The 15,850-nt window shown below is 56.3% G+C and carries 11 protein-coding genes and 1 pseudogene; 9 read left to right on the forward strand and 3 right to left on the reverse strand.

What is annotated here, in order from left to right; all coding sequences use genetic code 11:
* Positions 1–77: 77 nt before the first annotated feature.
* Positions 78–593 (forward strand): annotated as a pseudogene (locus tag AKG12_RS27920) (RHE_PE00001 family protein); the annotation flags it as partial.
* Positions 594–716: 123 nt separating this feature from the next.
* Here the strand turns inward: AKG12_RS27920 and AKG12_RS27925 are convergent.
* Positions 717–3,173, reverse strand: coding sequence for a S8 family peptidase (locus AKG12_RS27925; RefSeq protein ID WP_082179099.1), 2,457 nt, complete (start codon positions 3,171–3,173; stop codon positions 717–719).
* Positions 3,079–4,167 carry an AAA family ATPase gene (locus AKG12_RS27930; RefSeq protein WP_052821325.1) on the reverse strand — a complete coding sequence of 363 codons (1,089 nt, stop codon included), beginning with the start codon at positions 4,165–4,167 and terminating at the stop codon, positions 3,079–3,081. Before AKG12_RS27930 ends, AKG12_RS27925 begins: the two co-directional genes overlap by 95 nt.
* Positions 4,168–4,795: 628 nt before the next feature.
* On the opposite strand from AKG12_RS27930, the gene AKG12_RS27935 reads away from it, so the two are divergent.
* From AKG12_RS27935 to AKG12_RS27960, 6 genes are all read left to right on the forward strand, one after another.
* Positions 4,796–5,734, forward strand: coding sequence for a cation diffusion facilitator family transporter (locus tag AKG12_RS27935; protein ID WP_052821317.1), 939 nt, complete (start codon positions 4,796–4,798; stop codon positions 5,732–5,734).
* A gap of 128 nt (positions 5,735–5,862) precedes the next feature.
* Entirely contained in the window at positions 5,863–6,501 is a 639-nt protein-coding gene (locus AKG12_RS27940; protein WP_052821318.1) for a DsbA family protein, read from the forward strand.
* Positions 6,498–7,373 carry a peptidylprolyl isomerase gene (locus AKG12_RS27945; protein WP_052821319.1) on the forward strand — a complete coding sequence of 292 codons (876 nt, stop codon included), beginning with the start codon at positions 6,498–6,500 and terminating at the stop codon, positions 7,371–7,373. Before AKG12_RS27940 ends, AKG12_RS27945 begins: the two co-directional genes overlap by 4 nt.
* 99 nt (positions 7,374–7,472) lie before the next feature.
* The gene (locus AKG12_RS27950) at positions 7,473–8,471 is read left to right on the forward strand and encodes a L,D-transpeptidase family protein (RefSeq protein WP_427832763.1); all 999 of its coding nucleotides are present in this window, start codon (positions 7,473–7,475) and stop codon (positions 8,469–8,471) included.
* A 63-nt stretch (positions 8,472–8,534) separates the two neighbouring features.
* Positions 8,535–10,181, forward strand: a complete 1,647-nt coding sequence (locus tag AKG12_RS27955; RefSeq protein ID WP_052821320.1) for a phosphoethanolamine transferase — start codon at positions 8,535–8,537, stop codon at positions 10,179–10,181.
* 23 nt (positions 10,182–10,204) lie between these two features.
* Positions 10,205–10,903, forward strand: a complete 699-nt coding sequence (locus tag AKG12_RS27960) for a L,D-transpeptidase (RefSeq protein ID WP_052821321.1) — start codon at positions 10,205–10,207, stop codon at positions 10,901–10,903.
* Between the two features lie 90 nt (positions 10,904–10,993).
* On the opposite strand, the gene AKG12_RS27965 is transcribed toward AKG12_RS27960, so the two are convergent.
* Positions 10,994–11,950: an endonuclease/exonuclease/phosphatase family protein gene (locus AKG12_RS27965; RefSeq protein WP_052821322.1), complete on the reverse strand. Its 957-nt coding sequence runs from the start codon at positions 11,948–11,950 to the stop codon at positions 10,994–10,996.
* 225 nt (positions 11,951–12,175) lie between these two features.
* Between AKG12_RS27965 and AKG12_RS27970 the strand changes: the two genes are divergently transcribed.
* On the forward strand, positions 12,176–14,830 hold the full coding sequence (locus AKG12_RS27970) for a heavy metal translocating P-type ATPase (RefSeq protein WP_082179101.1): 2,655 nt from the start codon (positions 12,176–12,178) through the stop codon (positions 14,828–14,830).
* A gap of 161 nt (positions 14,831–14,991) precedes the next feature.
* Complete coding sequence (locus AKG12_RS27975) at positions 14,992–15,492, forward strand: copper chaperone PCu(A)C (RefSeq protein ID WP_003501194.1); 501 nt, start codon at positions 14,992–14,994, stop codon at positions 15,490–15,492.
* Positions 15,493–15,850: the final 358 nt, after the last annotated feature.

The following is a 15,850-nucleotide window of genomic DNA, read 5'->3' on the forward strand; positions in this document are numbered from 1 at the left end:
CGCTCCGCTACATCGGGAGCTGAATTTCCACCGTTGTGGTCAACAGCTAGTTAACCAAAAGAATTTGCGACACGCCCGTGCTGCGTCGGGCGGATCATTTGCCGCCGGTGCTGCAGGCGATCCTCGCCGTCGATGCCTGGAATACACTCGACGTACTGCAACACGCGCCCTGGCTCGGCCGGCACCTTGCTGCCTCGATCCTGCGCCAAGCCGGCGTCACCACCGGCGCGCATCTCGCCGCCGTCAACCTGGGCCTGAAAACCATCCCCGTCGACCGGCGCCGGCATCGGAACCGCGAGGTCCGGCTGCTGGCCATTGCCGACGGGCTGATCGCGGCCGCCGAGATTGGCTTGAAGGAGCACGACCGGCTGGCGCTCGCGCGAAAGATGATGGAGCGCAAATTGTCGGGAAGGCGAACGTCTTCAAAACTGCCAGAGCTCATCGATCTCGTCATGGCGACGCCGCTCGTTCATGCCGGGACCGTCACCAAGACCCTCGGGGTCACGCCGCAGGCGGCGCGGCGGATTGTTGCGGAGCTCGGCTTGCGGGAGATGACGGGGAGGGGGAGGTTTCGGGCTTGGGGAATTGTGTGACGAAACAATCAAAGGGCTCAGCCAGAATGAATTTGAACAATGTGAATGTAGAAAATGCATACGCGAACACTGGACGCCTGATGCGAGATTATGCCCGATGACCGAAGAAGAGCCTCAGACAGATCAAATTGAAATCACTTGAGTCGCGTTTATTGCGGCCACGCTCATTGCCACTTCGGCATAAAGCTCGGCTTCGATTCCCTGGGTATCGATTTCAACAACAAGTGCAAAACGTACCTCAGGCTCGCCATTTTTCAGGATTGCTTTTGACTTCCACCACCCGGCAACGGGATGAACTGCTAAGAGATTGCGACGGGCAAGATCGGATGCCCTACATGTCAATTGATCGATATGGATGGAGCCAACGTCGCGCCGGTCGCTACCGTACTCCCAAAGATCGTCTTCCTCGACCTGTGGACCAGCAGGATCAGCAGCCTTGCTGATGCGAGCCATAAATTGCTGCGCGTTTTCACCGGCTCGGTTCAACTTGAACCTCAGGTTATGCGAGGCGTATCGATATCGCGAGCCGCGGGAAGCCTCGGCAGGATTTGGTGCTACGAAAGAGCTGAGGGCGACCCTGAGCGTCACATTCGTATTACCGAGCTTGCGCAGTTCTTCAACGGGCCATGGCAAGGTGAAGAGGCGCATCTCCTTGTGGACATCCCCACCCGTTTCCGCAGATATACCGTAGGGCGTGATAACGTCCTGGACGATCAGTGTGAGGGCGTTTGATGCACTGCGGCGCGCGCGTTCCAGATCTGGAACGCCATAACCATAGCGTTGGAAGAGCCTAGCGTAGTTTCCCTTGTTAGGATTGGTGGGAAGATGCGATCGCATCTGCTGTGTCCAACGAGCGGATGCAACGTAGAGCGCGCGAATGCTTTCGGGCCACAGCAGCGGGTAATCAGACCAAAGCTCAGTGATCTGCTTTGCGGCGATTGCCGTCGCCGCGCTCGTATCATAGGTGAAACTAAACGAACGTTGTGGATAGGCATGGTGCGTTGTGAGCAGGGAAAGCCAGCCATGACGCATAGGCGGAGGGGTAGCGGCGGAAGCCCAATTACCACCTTCGAGAACGACGTCGGGTTTGAGTGGCCAGGTTGAAGACCAAGATGCTGTTCTGGAGCTGGGCGAGAGGTCGCCATGGGGCGCAACGATGGTGAGGCCTTCCGCAGGCGGCAGCATCGTCTTTTCCGTAAAGGCGCCCACGCTAATCGCATTCCAAGCCTGTGCAGGCGACTCCAATTCATTATCGGCATGGTCGCAAGTGGCAAGATAGTGTTCCGCCGTGAATGTAAAATTGTCGGTATTGCCTGCTGATACCAAAATCAGGCGGTGGTCGGAACGATTGCCCGATACCCCGGCTGCAAGTTGGTCGATCTCGGTCGACCATGACGTGGGCGCACCATCATGAGGCGTATCCTCATCTGTTGTTACGGCCATTGTGAAGGTGCGCCTGCGAACTATCTGTTCGACGCCATTAATCGCGAGGCGCGTTTTGACACCAAGCAGGTGATACGGATTAGCCCCGGCGTCTGGCAGTAGTTTCACCGACTCCAGGCGATGCGAGATGGTGACCGGCAGCGTTGACTGCAGGGGGGATGTCAGATCTCCAAATAGTGCCAGACCGGCAAGCTGTGTCCCATGACCTTTTAAATCGTCGAGCCCCCAGGCAGGTTCAGCGGCGTGTCGATCTTCTGCCGTCAAGGCTGGTGCGATCAGTGGATGGGCGCGGCTGACGCCAGTATCAAGCAAAGTCACATAGCCACCATCCGCAGTGCCAGCGTATACCGCGCGCTCTCCAAGCTCCCGAACCCAGGAAGCTTGTTCTTGCACATCCATCGCGTCGAACAGATCGGCGGTTACAGCTGGCGATGCCAGCGCACGAACTCCACCAAGTCTTCTGACCGCAAGCGCAACATGGTCACGGGTCGCCTGCCCAATAACAACGATATCTTCCGGGAAATTGAGGCGATCCGGTCCGATCTGAATCTGATAGGCTACAGCTGCTGCGACGAAGGCTTCGGCTTGGTCCGGATCAAGCCAGATTTCCCAATGCACAGCACCATTGTCAGCAGGGAATTTCTCTTGTGGCCCGCGCCACAGCGCACGTAGGCCGGCCTCTGTGATGGCGGCAATGCTCTGGATAAGATTGGCGTTCTTGGGCCGACCGGGAATGATCTCGCCGTCTTTCTCACGATCAGGCGTGTTCTCTGTCTCGAACTGCTCTATCTTTTTGCGAAGATTCTCTACACCCTTTGCAGTTGCAAATACCGTTGCTGTCTCGATGCTTCCTGTTCCATTGACCCCGGCATCGCTCCGCAACAGCTCGATGCCGCTTGATCCCAGACTCTCTTTGGCCAGAGGCTCGTTCGGCCGTCCCTTGACCTCTAGATAAATGCCAGGAAGATCGTTAGCACTTAACGAAGGAAGTTGGTCAATGGCTTGCAAAAGAGCCTGAGCATGACCAGCGCGATCAAGGACATCACTTGGCGTCTTGCCGCCGCCCCCGCCCTTGGCTCGAAACGGATGCGCCGTTCCGAGGTCTTTTAGAAGAAAGTGCGGTAGATTTCGTGGCATTATCGCCTCTTCCCAGTCCCTGTAGGGAGCGACGGCGCTCCAGCGAATTCAGCAGATCAAGTGTTGTTATGCTGTTTCTATCGCCGAGAACTGCGCGCCGTGCGGCATCCTCGCCGGCAGCGACGACATCGGCGGTCGATAGGCCAACGGCACAATCAGTGACCTTGCTCCACGACAAGCGGGCAAGCGAAAAGCCGATCAGCCGTCGCTCCAAAGCTTGACGGATCGCTGCTGGATCAGGCAGTTCATACGAGAGAACGAGATCGAAGCGGCGCAGAACTGCGCGGTCAAGAATTTCGGCTAGATTGGTCGTCGCAATCACGATCGAAGGTCCTGTGTCTTCATCGAGGAATTGGAGGAACGAATTCAAGACGCGCCTCGCCTCGCCTACGTCGTTTCCGTCGCCTCTCGTCGCCGCGAGAGCGTCGATCTCGTCGAACAGATACACCCCCCGAGTTGACTTGATGGCATCGAACACGAGTTTCAGCTTTTGGGCCGTTTCACCCATGAACTTGGTGATTAAGCCATGCAGCATCACGGAGAAAAGCGGGAATTGGAGTTCGCCCGCAAGTGCGTGTGCACTCATGGTCTTGCCAGTCCCGGGAGGCCCGGACAGTAGAACACGCCGACGTGGCTTGAGCCCCTTTTCCTCCAGTTTCTCTCGCATCCGTGTCTCAAACACGATGTGGGCCAGCTCTTCTTCGATAAAAAGTGGCAGGATGACGCTATTCAACCGTTCACCGGGATAGGAGGCGAATAGAAACTGACCGAGATCCCCGCGGGGAGCGGCAATTGGTGTTAGTTTCGGCGTACGAGGGGTAGATTGCGATGGTGTTTGGCCCGCATTGGCCCATTGACGCAATGTCTCGGCGAGGCGCTTATGCCCCTTTTGCTCCTCTGCAGCCGACAGCTGCATAGCGAGATCAAAGAAGCGATCGGAATCCCCCTCTGCGTGGCTCTTTACGAGACCTATGAGCTGCTGTGCTGATGCCATGACCATTATGTATCGCGGATTGCCGCCGATACACCCCCAAGAATTCTCATTATTGTAAGCCACAAAGCAGGCTAGCCGTCAACTTATGGCAAATCCTTCGGACAAGCGCGTTGCGGTCGTAGTGGCCGTCCCTCCATTTTGCTTGCAACATTCGTCGCTTATAAGGTGTTTACAAGGGATAGCTTGTGCAGGACTTAAGTTGAAATGCGTGGAAAACAGCCGTAGCGTTCAAGGCTGCGGGTGAACGCTGGCATGCCCGGCACTCGCTGCTATTGCAGAAATAAATTGCTGCCAGTCTAATGAACTCCACCAAAGTCATCATGCAGGTGAACGGCTGTTCGATTCCCCTCAGGAGCTTCTCTACCTTTTCTGGGCGCGCGTGACAGCTCTTTCACCTGTAACGCTAAGCTGCATGAGATCCTTGGGTAGAAAGTCGGGTTGCCAAGAGCGGAATGCTTTATACGCTCCGCTAAACTGGGAGCGGAATTTCTCCATTCATGGTCGACAGCCGGTGAACCATGAAAATTTGCGACAGGCCCGATTATCTTCGCTGTTGCCGAGCCGCCATTGCGAACAGGGTAGCAGCACCCTACGTTCCGAGCCACTGAACGCAACGGATGGAACAACCATGAGCGTAGCCAACGAACACTGGCATGAGCCGGGTGATGACCAAGAGCATGACCACGCACAGGTCGTGACACATGACAATGAACGGCGTATCCGCTTTGTTTTCATTTTCACCGCCTCTTACGCAGCCATTCAGGCAGCGGGTGGCTGGCTGTCTGGTTCACTCGCGCTGATCGCCGATTCCGGGCACATGCTGTCTGACGCTGCAGCCCTGCTGCTGGCCTTGATCGCATACCGCATGGCGCGACGGCCAGCCGATGCCACGCGCACTTATGGCTATCACCGCGTGCGCGTGCTGGCCGCGCTAGCGAACGGTGCGACCCTTCTGCTTCTGGTCCTTTGGATAGCCTGGGAGGCCATAAACCGCATCAACCAGCCGGTCGACGTCACGGCAGGACCGATGCTGATCGTTGCCGTCATTGGGCTGCTCGTCAATCTTGCAGGCGCTTGGGTGCTATGGTCCGGCAACAAGGGCGACGCAAATCTGCGCGGCGCATTCCTCCACGTCATCGGCGACCTGCTTGGATCTGTAGGTGCAATTGCAGCAGCGGTCGGCATCATGCTGACCGGCTGGACCATCCTCGATCCCTTGCTCTCAGTTCTCGTTGCCGTTCTCGTCGTCCGCTCGGCATGGGGTCTGGTGACGGATTCGATCACTGTTCTGATGCAGGCCGTTCCCCGCGGCATCGAGGCCGGAAGTGTCGAAACCGGTCTGGCTGCGCTGACCGAGATATCCGAAGCTGGACATTTTCACGCCTGGACGCTGACGGACGATACCATTGTGGCGACGATCCACGTCACTCCCGCTGAAAATACCGATCCGCTATCGCTTCCCCAGCTGGTGGCAGGCTGGCTGAAAGAGCGCTACGCGATCGATCACGTCACGGTTCAGGTCGATCCACCTGGCTCGCTCGTGAAAGCAGAGGGATCAAATACCTGAAATTCAGGCCATGACTATGGCGATCAGCGGAATGTGATACCGCTGTCGCTCAAAATCTGCATTGCGCCTCTTGCAGCTCAAGCTACTAGAGGTTTTATCTTGCGCGCGATTTGCAGTCGGGAGAGCACATGCAGCGCAGACAGATGATGATCGGGGCAACGGTTACGGCAATCACCATGCCTCTATTTTACAACCGCAAGGCTGAGGCGCAGAGCGCACCGGTTGGACTGATGGATCCCGGTCCGCTTTCCGAGCGTATATTCGGAGCAGCAGATGCGCCGGTGACGGTCATTGAATATGCCTCGATGACCTGCGGGCATTGCGCTAACTTTCACATTAACATCTGGCCGACGCTCAAGAAAGAGTTCGTCGATACTGGCAAGGTACGCTTCATCATTCGCGAGTTTCCATTCGACCCGCGCTCGACGGCAGCCTTCATGTTGGCTCGCTGCATGGGGGATGACAAATGGTACGCGACAGTCGACCTGATGTTCCGCAACCAGTCGACATGGGCGCGTGCGTCCGACGGCAAGCAGGGTTTCTTGTCCGCGCTCTCCATGTCCGGCCTTGACGAAAAACAGCTTGAGGCCTGTCTTGCCGATCAGGCCTTGCTGGACAACGTCAATAAGATCGCAGCGACGGGCCGAGAGCTTGGCGTCACTTCCACACCCACTTTCTTCATCAACGGGAAGAAGTATGAAGGCGTCATTCCGGCCGATGAATTCCGTTCGATCGTCGAGCCACTTCTCAAAGAGGCCGGGAAATGATCCGCCATCCGCGTCACGCATTCATCATCACCACTATCGCGCTTCTTTGTGCCACCACCGCTTTTTCACAGGATACGGCAAAAGATGTGGCGGCGCGTGTAAATGGCGCCGAAATCACCCAATCGGACGTCGCCTTCGCCGCACCCCTCTTCGGTGACCCGGCTCCCAACATATCCCCCGAAGCCCGCACCTCTGCCGTGGTCGATGCGCTGGTCGACATCAAGCTACTTGCTGAGGCTGCGCGCAAAGCAGGGATAGAAAAAGACCCGGAATATCAACGGCAGCTGAACTTTCTGTCCGAACAGGCACTGCGTTCGACCTATCTGTCGCAGCAGCTCAACAAGGCCGTCACCGATGCAGCGATACGCAAGATCTACGATCAGCAGGTTGCGGCAATTCCGCCCTCAGAGGAAATCAAACTCAGCCATATCCTGCTGAAAAGCCGCGAGGACGCGACCGCCGTCATCGCGGCGCTGACCGCAGGCGAGAGCTTCGAAACATTGGCCGCCAGCCGCTCGACCGATACGGTCACCGGCGGCAAGGGTGGCGACCTGGGTTTTCGTCCCCGCCAGGCACTACCAGCGGAAATCAACACAGCACTTGATGGGCTTAAGCCGGGCGATTTCGCAAAAACGCCGGTCGAGACAGCGTTCGGCTTCCATGTTGTGCGTCTGGACGAAATGAGAAACACACCTCCCCCTTCGTTCGAAACCGTTGCGCCGCAAATCCGTCAATCTCTAGAGACGGCAGAAATTCGCCGGATCGTCACGGGCTTGCGGTCCAGCGCCAAGGTGGAAAAGCTGGTACCAGACGTCGCATTGCCGGCGGCAAGTGACGACGGTCACAATCACGACGGCCAGAACGCGGAATAAGCCACACTCATGCCTACATCGAAATTCAGCCGTGTCTGTCTTCGCCGCTACGACGCTGTCTGCCGCCTTCCGCGGCTGGCGGCGCTCGCTCTCGCCGGCATGCTCATGTCGGGTTGTGTTGCGATGGACATGGGCCTCTCCGAGCTTTCCTCAGAGCCGCCGAAATTGTCAGGCGCGGTCATCGCGGACATGTCGAAAAAGGGCATGACGCCCGCAAGCCCTGTGCTGGTTCGCATTTTCAAGAAGGAAAGTGAGCTGGAGGTCTGGAAGATCGACCGCACAGGCAATTATGCGCTCCTGAAGACCTACCCGATGTGCCGCTGGTCCGGCAAACTCGGCCCCAAGAAAAGCGACGGAGACCGGCAGGCGCCGGAAGGTTTCTACCATGTCTCCGCTGGCATGCTGAATCCTAAGTCGCAATATTATGTCTCTTTCAATCTCGGCTATCCGAACCGTCTGGAATCGGCGCTTGGCTATACCGGCGATGCGCTGATGGTGCATGGCGCGTGCTCGTCTTCCGGCTGCTACGCCATGACGGATCAGGGCGTTGGAGAGATCTATGCGATCGTGCAGGAGGCTTTGCGAAGCGGACAGGACCGCTTTCAGGTTCAGGCCTATCCGTTCCGGATGACGGCCGAGAACATGGCGCGTCATCGCGACGATCCGAACATACCCTTCTGGCGGACCTTAAAGGAAGGGTACGATATCTTCGCGATGACGCGCCGTCAGCCGAAAGTTTCCGTCTGCGACCGGCGTTACGTGTTCAACACCGAGTTCACGGGCGGGGAACCCAGAGATCCTCTCGCCGCCTGCCCGGCAGGCGTGTCCCAGAATGCAGCAAGTCTCGTTGCGCAACTCGATACCGAGCGCCAGAAAGCCGAAACGGCCTTGTCGGCCTCTTCCTCCGTCGCGGCCCTCGCCTATGTCGATGGCGGTATGCATCCGAGCTTCCGCTCACTGTTGAAGAAACAGGGAGCGACAAAGATGGCGGAGGCGGTATCGGGCATCAAGTATCCCGTAAGCCGGCCGGATGCGGCGCTAGCCGATCCCCATGAGACCTCGACGTCTTGGAGACCTGTACAGTCCGCGGGAAATTAAATCTTAACTCTTAAATTCAATGCAACGCACCTCATCTCGTGACGTTGCGGCAAGGGAGCCAGATTGAGGTTCTTTAAAACTTATCGCCCGTCGCTAGACTACCGTCTGCTCGCACTTTTGGCAGCCTTATATTTCTGGGCGTTTTCAAACGCGACATTCTGGGAAAAGGCCGGGCGTTATCTGGCGGACGAGATGGGCGCATTCTTGGCGCTCAATCTCGTCATAGTTGCGCTGTTTTTTAAACTGACGATTCTTTCAGCTGTCAAATATCTCTTCAAGCCAGTCCTCGTGTTGCTTGTCGTGCTGGCTGGAGGCGCGTCCTGGTTCATCGACAATCTCGGCGTGTTGATCGATACGGATATGGTGCGCAACGTTTTTGAAACGACCTCTGCCGAGGCCGGGGACCTGCTGACTGCCGGTTACTTCCGGCACATGCTTCTCGTTGCCGTTATTCCCTCTCTCCTCATCGTGTGGGTTCGGGTCAGATTTCCATCCGCCGAACGCGTCGTGTTGTGGAATGTTGGCATCACGATTTCCTGCATTGCAATCATCGCCGGTAGCGGAGCGCTTTACTACAAGCCTTATTCAGCCGTTATACGGACCAAGCGTGAACTGGCGAAAACTCTCAATCCGGTTACACCTATCGTCTCTATCGCCAAAGTGGCTCTGGCGACAGGAGATGAAAGAAACATTGTCGTCAAGCCGCTGGGTGAGGATGCAACCGTGACCACTCCGGTGGACGGCTTAAGGAAGCCACGCGTTGCTGTCATCGTCGTTGGGGAAACGGCGCGCGGTGCTAATTTCTCTCTCGGTTCCTATGAACGCGAAACCAATCCGCTTCTGAAAAAACAGGACGTCACCTATTACTCCAATGTCGCCAGCTGCGGCACGGCAACCGACGTCTCCCTGCCGTGCATGTTCTCCAATCTGAAACGTTCGGGCTACACCCATGCCGGAGGATTAGAGAATGAAACGGCGGTCGATGTTCTCAGACGGGCAGGCATCAACATGACGTGGATCGAAAACAACACCGGCAGCAAGGGCGTTGCGGACCGGGTTCGCTTCGTCAATATCTACAATTCCAACGATCCACGCTTCTGTGCCGATGGCACCTGCGACGACGCGATCGTTTTCGAAAAAATCGATGAGTGGCTCTCAAACGTGAAGCAGGACAGCGTCCTCGTCTTCCATCAAATGGGCAATCATGGCCCGGCCTATTACAAGCGGTATCCTGAGGCGTTCCGTAAATTCGTGCCCGAGTGCACGACCACCGAGCTGGCGAAATGCAAGGACCAGGAAATCGTCAATGCCTATGACAATGCCATCCTTTACACTGACTTCGTTCTTTCCGGCATCATCGACCGGCTGAAAGCTCGCACCAATACGCTGGCGACAGGTATGCTCTACGTCTCTGATCACGGAGAATCGCTGGGCGAAAATGGCCTCTATTTGCACGGCACACCCTATTTTATAGCGCCCGACGAACAGACACGCATTCCCCTGCTAACCTGGTTCAGCCCGGAGTTCGCAACCTCGATGGGGCTTGATACCCGCTGCCAGCAACAAGTACGCGAAAACACATTTTCGCACGACAACCTGTTTTCCAGTCTTCTCGGCATGATGAATGTATCCACCAGCGTTTACGAGCGTGATCTGGACATGTTTGCGGCCTGCCGTGGCGGCCAACAACAACCCTCTCTCAATAAATGAAATTGCCAATCACGGGGACTTGAATGCTATTCGATGATAAACACCTTAAACGCCGGGGCTTTCTGCTGGGAGCCGCTTCCCTGACCACGATGCTGGCGGGATGTGCGACGGTAAATCAGCCTGCTCCGACACCGGCTATTGCCCGCAGGCCGATCGGCCCGCCAGGCGAAGCCGAAATGATCACACGCTACGCGGGCCTCGAAGATGGCGGCCACAAGCTGCCAGCCGTACCGTTTCAGCAGATCGATCCCAAGTTTTACCGTCAGCGCGTCGAAGATCCGACAGGCGAACCTGCGGGAACGGTCGTCGTAGATACGCCATCGAAGTTCCTTTATGTCGTCGAACCAGGTGGCACGGCCATGCGTTATGGTGTTGGTCTCGGCCGCGCCGGTTTCGCCTGGCAAGGCGAAGGCATCATCCAGTGGCGGCAGAAATGGCCGCGCTGGAAACCACCGGCAGAAATGATCGCGCGGCAACCCGAACTGGAAAAATACTCGGTCGAGAACGGCGGACAGGAGCCGGGACCAAGCAATCCGCTTGGCGCACGTGCGCTTTACATTTTCCAGAACGGTCAGGATACGCTCTATCGTCTACATGGCACGAAAGAATGGTCATCCATCGGCAAATCGGTTTCCTCCGGCTGCGTCCGTCTGATCAATCAGGATGTCATCGACCTCTATGAGAGGGTTCCCTACAAGGCTCGGATCGTCGTCAAACAATAGACAGCTAACAGCAGATTTTATGGCTTCTACCGGGCATATATATGCCCGGCGCGTTGAACCGACGCAAAAATCACAAACGTCGGCCTGGGTTTAATTAAATGACAGATCCGCAACAACCGGAATGTGATTGGATCCAAAATCGGGGCCGACCCGCCAACTTGCCAGTCTTAAAGCACCCGAAACCGCGATATGGTCAATCATGGAACCGAATTTAAACGGTAGCCGACGGCTGAATCGTGTCATCACAGGAACATTGCTTGCACGTGCGAAGAATAATCCGCTTTTCTCAAAAAATCTCGCAAAGTAGGGTGACCACGGCGGTGTGTTCCAGTCACCGGCAACAATGAGCTTCGCGCCCTCTTTTTCAGACAGAACAGCATCCGCCAATCCGTCGAGATAAGCGTTTCGGCGTTTCCAGCGGGCTGGCGAACGCGGTGTATCGGGATGTAGTGCATAAAGAATCAGCGGATCATCTTCCGTCCCCAGAACGAGGCGCATCGGATATCGCTCATACGCCTGCGCGGACGAAAGCCTGACCTCTGAGAGAATAGGAAGACGCGAAAAGACTTTCATATCGTCGCGCGCTGGCAGGTTAGAACTGCTTTGATAGCCAAACAGGCCGCTAGCCGCGATTGCTTTCTGCCAGCGGTCTTCAGTCTCTTGAAGAAAGAGGACATCTGGCTGTTGCTCCGTCAGAAACCGCAGAAAATCCCCAGGTTCCGCATCATTGTGCATCAGCAGGTTGGCTGAGATAACGCGTAAATTCCTTTCCGCAGCACCCTGCGGTGCCTGAGGCTGCATAAAGAACGGCATAAGACTGGCCAGAAATGCAAGGGAAGACAAAAGCCGCGCCGGTCGCTCCCCAAGAAGGAACGTCGCGAGCAGCAGGCAAAAAGCGGATAGAGTGACGTAGGGCCAGAACAGGAAAACAATATCGAATAGCCAGAGGCTACTCCCGAATATCAATGCAGAAAGAACGCCGCTCGAACTGCCAATGGAAATAACAAGCAGACTTTTTCCAAGCTTACCATTTCGGACAGAATTCATTCATTTCACCACATTGAGCATAAAGTGCCGAGACGGTAAGTTTAACACATTAGCTTTAAGAATAAATCAAAGCGAGTATGCAATAATCTGTTCGCCTCCGAGAACTCGTTACGGATCGCGAAATGCAGCAGTTTTCACCGAAATGCAAAAGAGCAAAAATTTCCCATTGCGTCTCTAGTGGCTAGAGGTCGTAAAGCTTGCCGTATCAATATGGGGATACATGATATGGTTGAGCCACTTCAGACGAGATTCCGGATCGAGGGCATGGACTGCGCTTCGTGTGCAACCAAAATCGATACGGCGATCAGGCGCATGCCTGGCGTTCAAGATGTTTCGATTTCCGTCTCCGCCGGGACCATGACAGTCGAGCATGACGACACAATCGATGTCGAGGCTATGGGAAAAAAGGTCACCGGCTTTGGATATCCGACGAAGCTTATTCCCGCCAAGTCTAAAGCGGTGCCATCTGCTATAGAACACGTCCATGGGCCAGGCTGTTCCCACGATCATGATCATTCACCTGATGAGCACGCGCAGGCGCACGATCATGGTACGACTCCCCACGAGCATGGCTTTGCTTGCATGAACAAGCATGGCAACGAGACGCACTCCCACGACCATACCCATGAGAACAACGGTGGGCACGATCACTCTGCAACCTCTCAATCAAGCCAGAGGCCGATCCCGGATGGTCAGGCCCGTTTCCACGTTGGTGGAATGGATTGTGCTTCATGTGCAAGCAAGATCGACACTGCCGTCCGTCGCATTCCGGGTGTTGAAGATGTTAGTGTCTCGGTGACCTCGGGGACGATGACGGTCAAGCACGCGTTCGCTGATCTCAAAGCTATTGAGAAGCAAGTTTCTGGCCTTGGATACCCGGTCGCACCGATCATTCCTACCGCGAAGCGGTCCCCCGCTACTTATTCAGGATCGCAAGACAATGCTGGCCATACCAACGGACAGGCGTCAGCGGACGTTGAGTTGGAGGGTCTTCACGGTCATGATCATAGGCCAAGCGAAGGGCCGTGGTGGAGTAGCCGCAAGGGGCGCCTGACGATAATCGCAGGCGGATCTCTGACTGCCGCATATGCTATCGGCAATCTGGTTCCGGCCATAGATACTTACGCCTTCATCATCGCCATGTTGGTTGGCCTGATACCCATCGCCCGTCGTGCTTTTATGGCTGCGAGGGCAGGCACTCCCTTCTCCATTGAGATGCTGATGACGATCGCCGCTGTCGGCGCATTGATTATTAACGCTACCGAAGAGGCGGCGGCCGTTGTCTTTCTATTCCTTGTTGGTGAGCTCCTCGAGGGCGTTGCGGCTGGCAAGGCTCGCGACAGTATCAAGTCTCTGACAAACCTCGTGCCCAAGACGGCTTTGCTGGAAGAGGGTGGGAAGACCCGCGAGGTTCCGGCAGAGGTGCTTGCTGTCGGTTCAATTATACTTGTTCGCCCCGGTGACAGGATTTCGGCCGATGGCGTGATAATGTCAGGTGAAAGTTCTGTCGATGAGGCACCCGTGACGGGTGAAAGCGTACCGGTCCGCAAGGTGATCGGTGATAACGTATTCGCAGGTACCGTCAACGGCGACGCGGCACTGCGCGTTCGTGTCACCGCTGCAGCCGAAGACAACACCATTGCTCGCGTCGTCCGCCTGGTCGAGGAAGCCCAGGAATCGAAGGCTCCGACAGAGCGGTTCATCGATCGCTTTTCGAGATACTATACACCGGGCGTGGTTGTCGTTGCCGCGTTGGTTTCCATCATCCCACCTTTACTTGTTGGCGGCGAATGGAGTGAATGGATTTACAAGGGGCTTGCGATCCTTTTGATCGGCTGCCCTTGCGCCCTCGTCATTTCGACACCTGCTGCCATTGCCGCTTCACTGTCGGCGGGCGCACGGCGCGGCCTTCTCATGAAGGGCGGCGCAGTTCTCGAAGGGGTCGGCAGGGTGACTGCAGTCGCGTTCGACAAGACGGGGACGTTGACCGAAGGAAAGCCCAAGGTGACGGACGTTATTCCTTTCGGCCGCAGTAGTCCCGAGGTACTCCGTTATGCTGCGGCACTTGAAACCGGATCAAGCCATCCGCTGGCGGTCGCGATCCTCGCCAGGGCGGATGAAGATGGGCTCGATGCTCCAGCTTCGACCGATGCCAAGGCACTCGGCGGCAAAGGCGTTACCGCGGTCATCGACGGCGTGGAAGTCTTCCTCGGATCTCCGAAGGCTGCTGCCGAGCGTGTGACGATTCCGATGGCGCATTCGCTGCAGATTACCTCTCTGAACGAGGATGGCAAGACTGTATCCGTTTTGGTAATCGGCAATGTACTTGCAGGTGCCATCGCCATGCGCGACGAACCCCGAGCGGACGCGATCGAGGGCCTTAAGGCACTGACCGATCTCGGGATCAAAGCAATCATGCTTACGGGCGACAACGCTCGCACGGCATCAGCCATTGGCGCTCAGCTTGGCATTGAAGTTCGTGCAGAACTGATGCCTGAGGACAAGCAGCGTATTGTTGGCGAACTCAAACAGGAAGGTTACGTGGTCGGCAAGATCGGGGATGGCATCAACGATGCTCCCGCTCTCGCTGCGGCAGATATAGGCATCGCCATGGGTGGCGGCACGGACGTCGCGCTGGAGACCGCCGATGCCGCGGTACTCCACGGCAGAGTCGGGGATGTCGCTCTCATGGTCGATCTTTCGAAGCGTACGATGCGAAACATTTTTCAGAACATCACCATCGCGCTCGGCCTCAAGGCTGTGTTTCTCGTCACCACCATTATGGGAATCACTGGCCTCTGGCCCGCCATCCTGGCAGATACGGGTGCAACTGTGCTTGTTACGATAAACGCATTGCGCCTCCTGCGCCCCATACGTTGAAGGCAGTAAAATGATCAGGAAAATTGTATTTGGAGGGATCCTGCTGATGGTAGCGACCTCGGTCGTATTCAGTCTGGTCGGGGTCCTCGCTGTCTGGAATCCAAAGGAGCTTTTCCAGTACCAAGACGGTCAGACGGTGTCGCAGTAAGAAGGAGGAAGCAATGAACAAGAGATCGAATTCGACAATCCGCGTCGCCGCGACAATCTTTGCATGTCTGCTGGCTGGAACGGCGTTTGCACATGACTTCAAGGCAGGAAAGCTGGAACTTAGGCATCCTTGGTCGGCACTGGCTCCTCCGGTCGCTCCGGTGCTGGGTGGCTATGTGACGATCGTCAATACCGGACAGGAGTCCGACCGTCTTGTCGGTGGCACGACTAACATCGCCGAGAGACTGGAAATCCACGAGTCCTCCCTGGTGGAAGGGGTAGCGAAAATGCGTCCGGCGAAGCAAGGCCTCGAAATTGCCCCCGGTGCTACCTTGGCGCTTCAACCGGGTGGAACCCACATAATGCTGGTCAAGCCCATAAATCGGCCCGTCGAAGGTGAGAAGTTCAAGGCGACGCTCCTGTTCGAGAAAGCAGGAGCAGTGGAGGTCGAGTTCGTTGTGCAGAGGCCGAAACGAGAGTCGGGCGAGGATCATTCCGGCCATCAAGATCCATGATTAGTGGCCTAGAGCGTTTTCACAGGACCTCTATCAACCTCAGGGTCGACAATCCCTCCGCAGTTGTCTGGTGAAGCCTCAGGCGACTGCTAATATGGTTGAGTGCGATGATACTTGCTGGGTTCCTCTTGTATTTCGATGCTGAACGGCATCAGAGCAGGTGCGACCCGAGCAGATCCCGGTTCATCGCCCGCCTTGGAAAATGCACTTGTCAATTCTCAAACTTCATGCGAATGATTTGCAATAGCAACTAAGCAAAAACCAAGAATCGTAGGTGAATCGTAAGCGGCAAGCTGAGACCGTTCAGCGCGTGTAATTCCAGGGCATGAGTGCATCGAGATCGCTGCTGGGCCATCCT

Source organism: Agrobacterium sp. SUL3 (genome assembly GCF_001263295.1).
Taxonomy (GTDB): Bacteria; Pseudomonadota; Alphaproteobacteria; order Rhizobiales; family Rhizobiaceae; genus Agrobacterium; species Agrobacterium tomkonis.

Excerpts from the sequence above, each read along its gene's own strand:
- AKG12_RS27940 (WP_052821318.1), top strand. The coding sequence starts at position 5,863 with ATGCAGCGCAGACAGATGATGATCGGGGCAACGGTTACGGCAATCACC.
- AKG12_RS27950 (WP_427832763.1), top strand. The coding sequence starts at position 7,473 with ATGCTCATGTCGGGTTGTGTTGCGATGGACATGGGCCTCTCCGAGCTT.
- AKG12_RS27930 (WP_052821325.1), bottom strand. The coding sequence starts at position 4,167 with ATGGCATCAGCACAGCAGCTCATAGGTCTCGTAAAGAGCCACGCAGAG.
- AKG12_RS27925 (WP_082179099.1), bottom strand. The coding sequence starts at position 3,173 with ATGCCACGAAATCTACCGCACTTTCTTCTAAAAGACCTCGGAACGGCG.
- AKG12_RS27960 (WP_052821321.1), top strand. The coding sequence starts at position 10,205 with ATGCTATTCGATGATAAACACCTTAAACGCCGGGGCTTTCTGCTGGGA.
- AKG12_RS27945 (WP_052821319.1), top strand. The coding sequence starts at position 6,498 with ATGATCCGCCATCCGCGTCACGCATTCATCATCACCACTATCGCGCTT.
- AKG12_RS27965 (WP_052821322.1), bottom strand. The coding sequence starts at position 11,950 with ATGAATTCTGTCCGAAATGGTAAGCTTGGAAAAAGTCTGCTTGTTATT.
- AKG12_RS27975 (WP_003501194.1), top strand. The coding sequence starts at position 14,992 with ATGAACAAGAGATCGAATTCGACAATCCGCGTCGCCGCGACAATCTTT.
- AKG12_RS27935 (WP_052821317.1), top strand. The coding sequence starts at position 4,796 with ATGAGCGTAGCCAACGAACACTGGCATGAGCCGGGTGATGACCAAGAG.
- AKG12_RS27970 (WP_082179101.1), top strand. The coding sequence starts at position 12,176 with ATGGTTGAGCCACTTCAGACGAGATTCCGGATCGAGGGCATGGACTGC.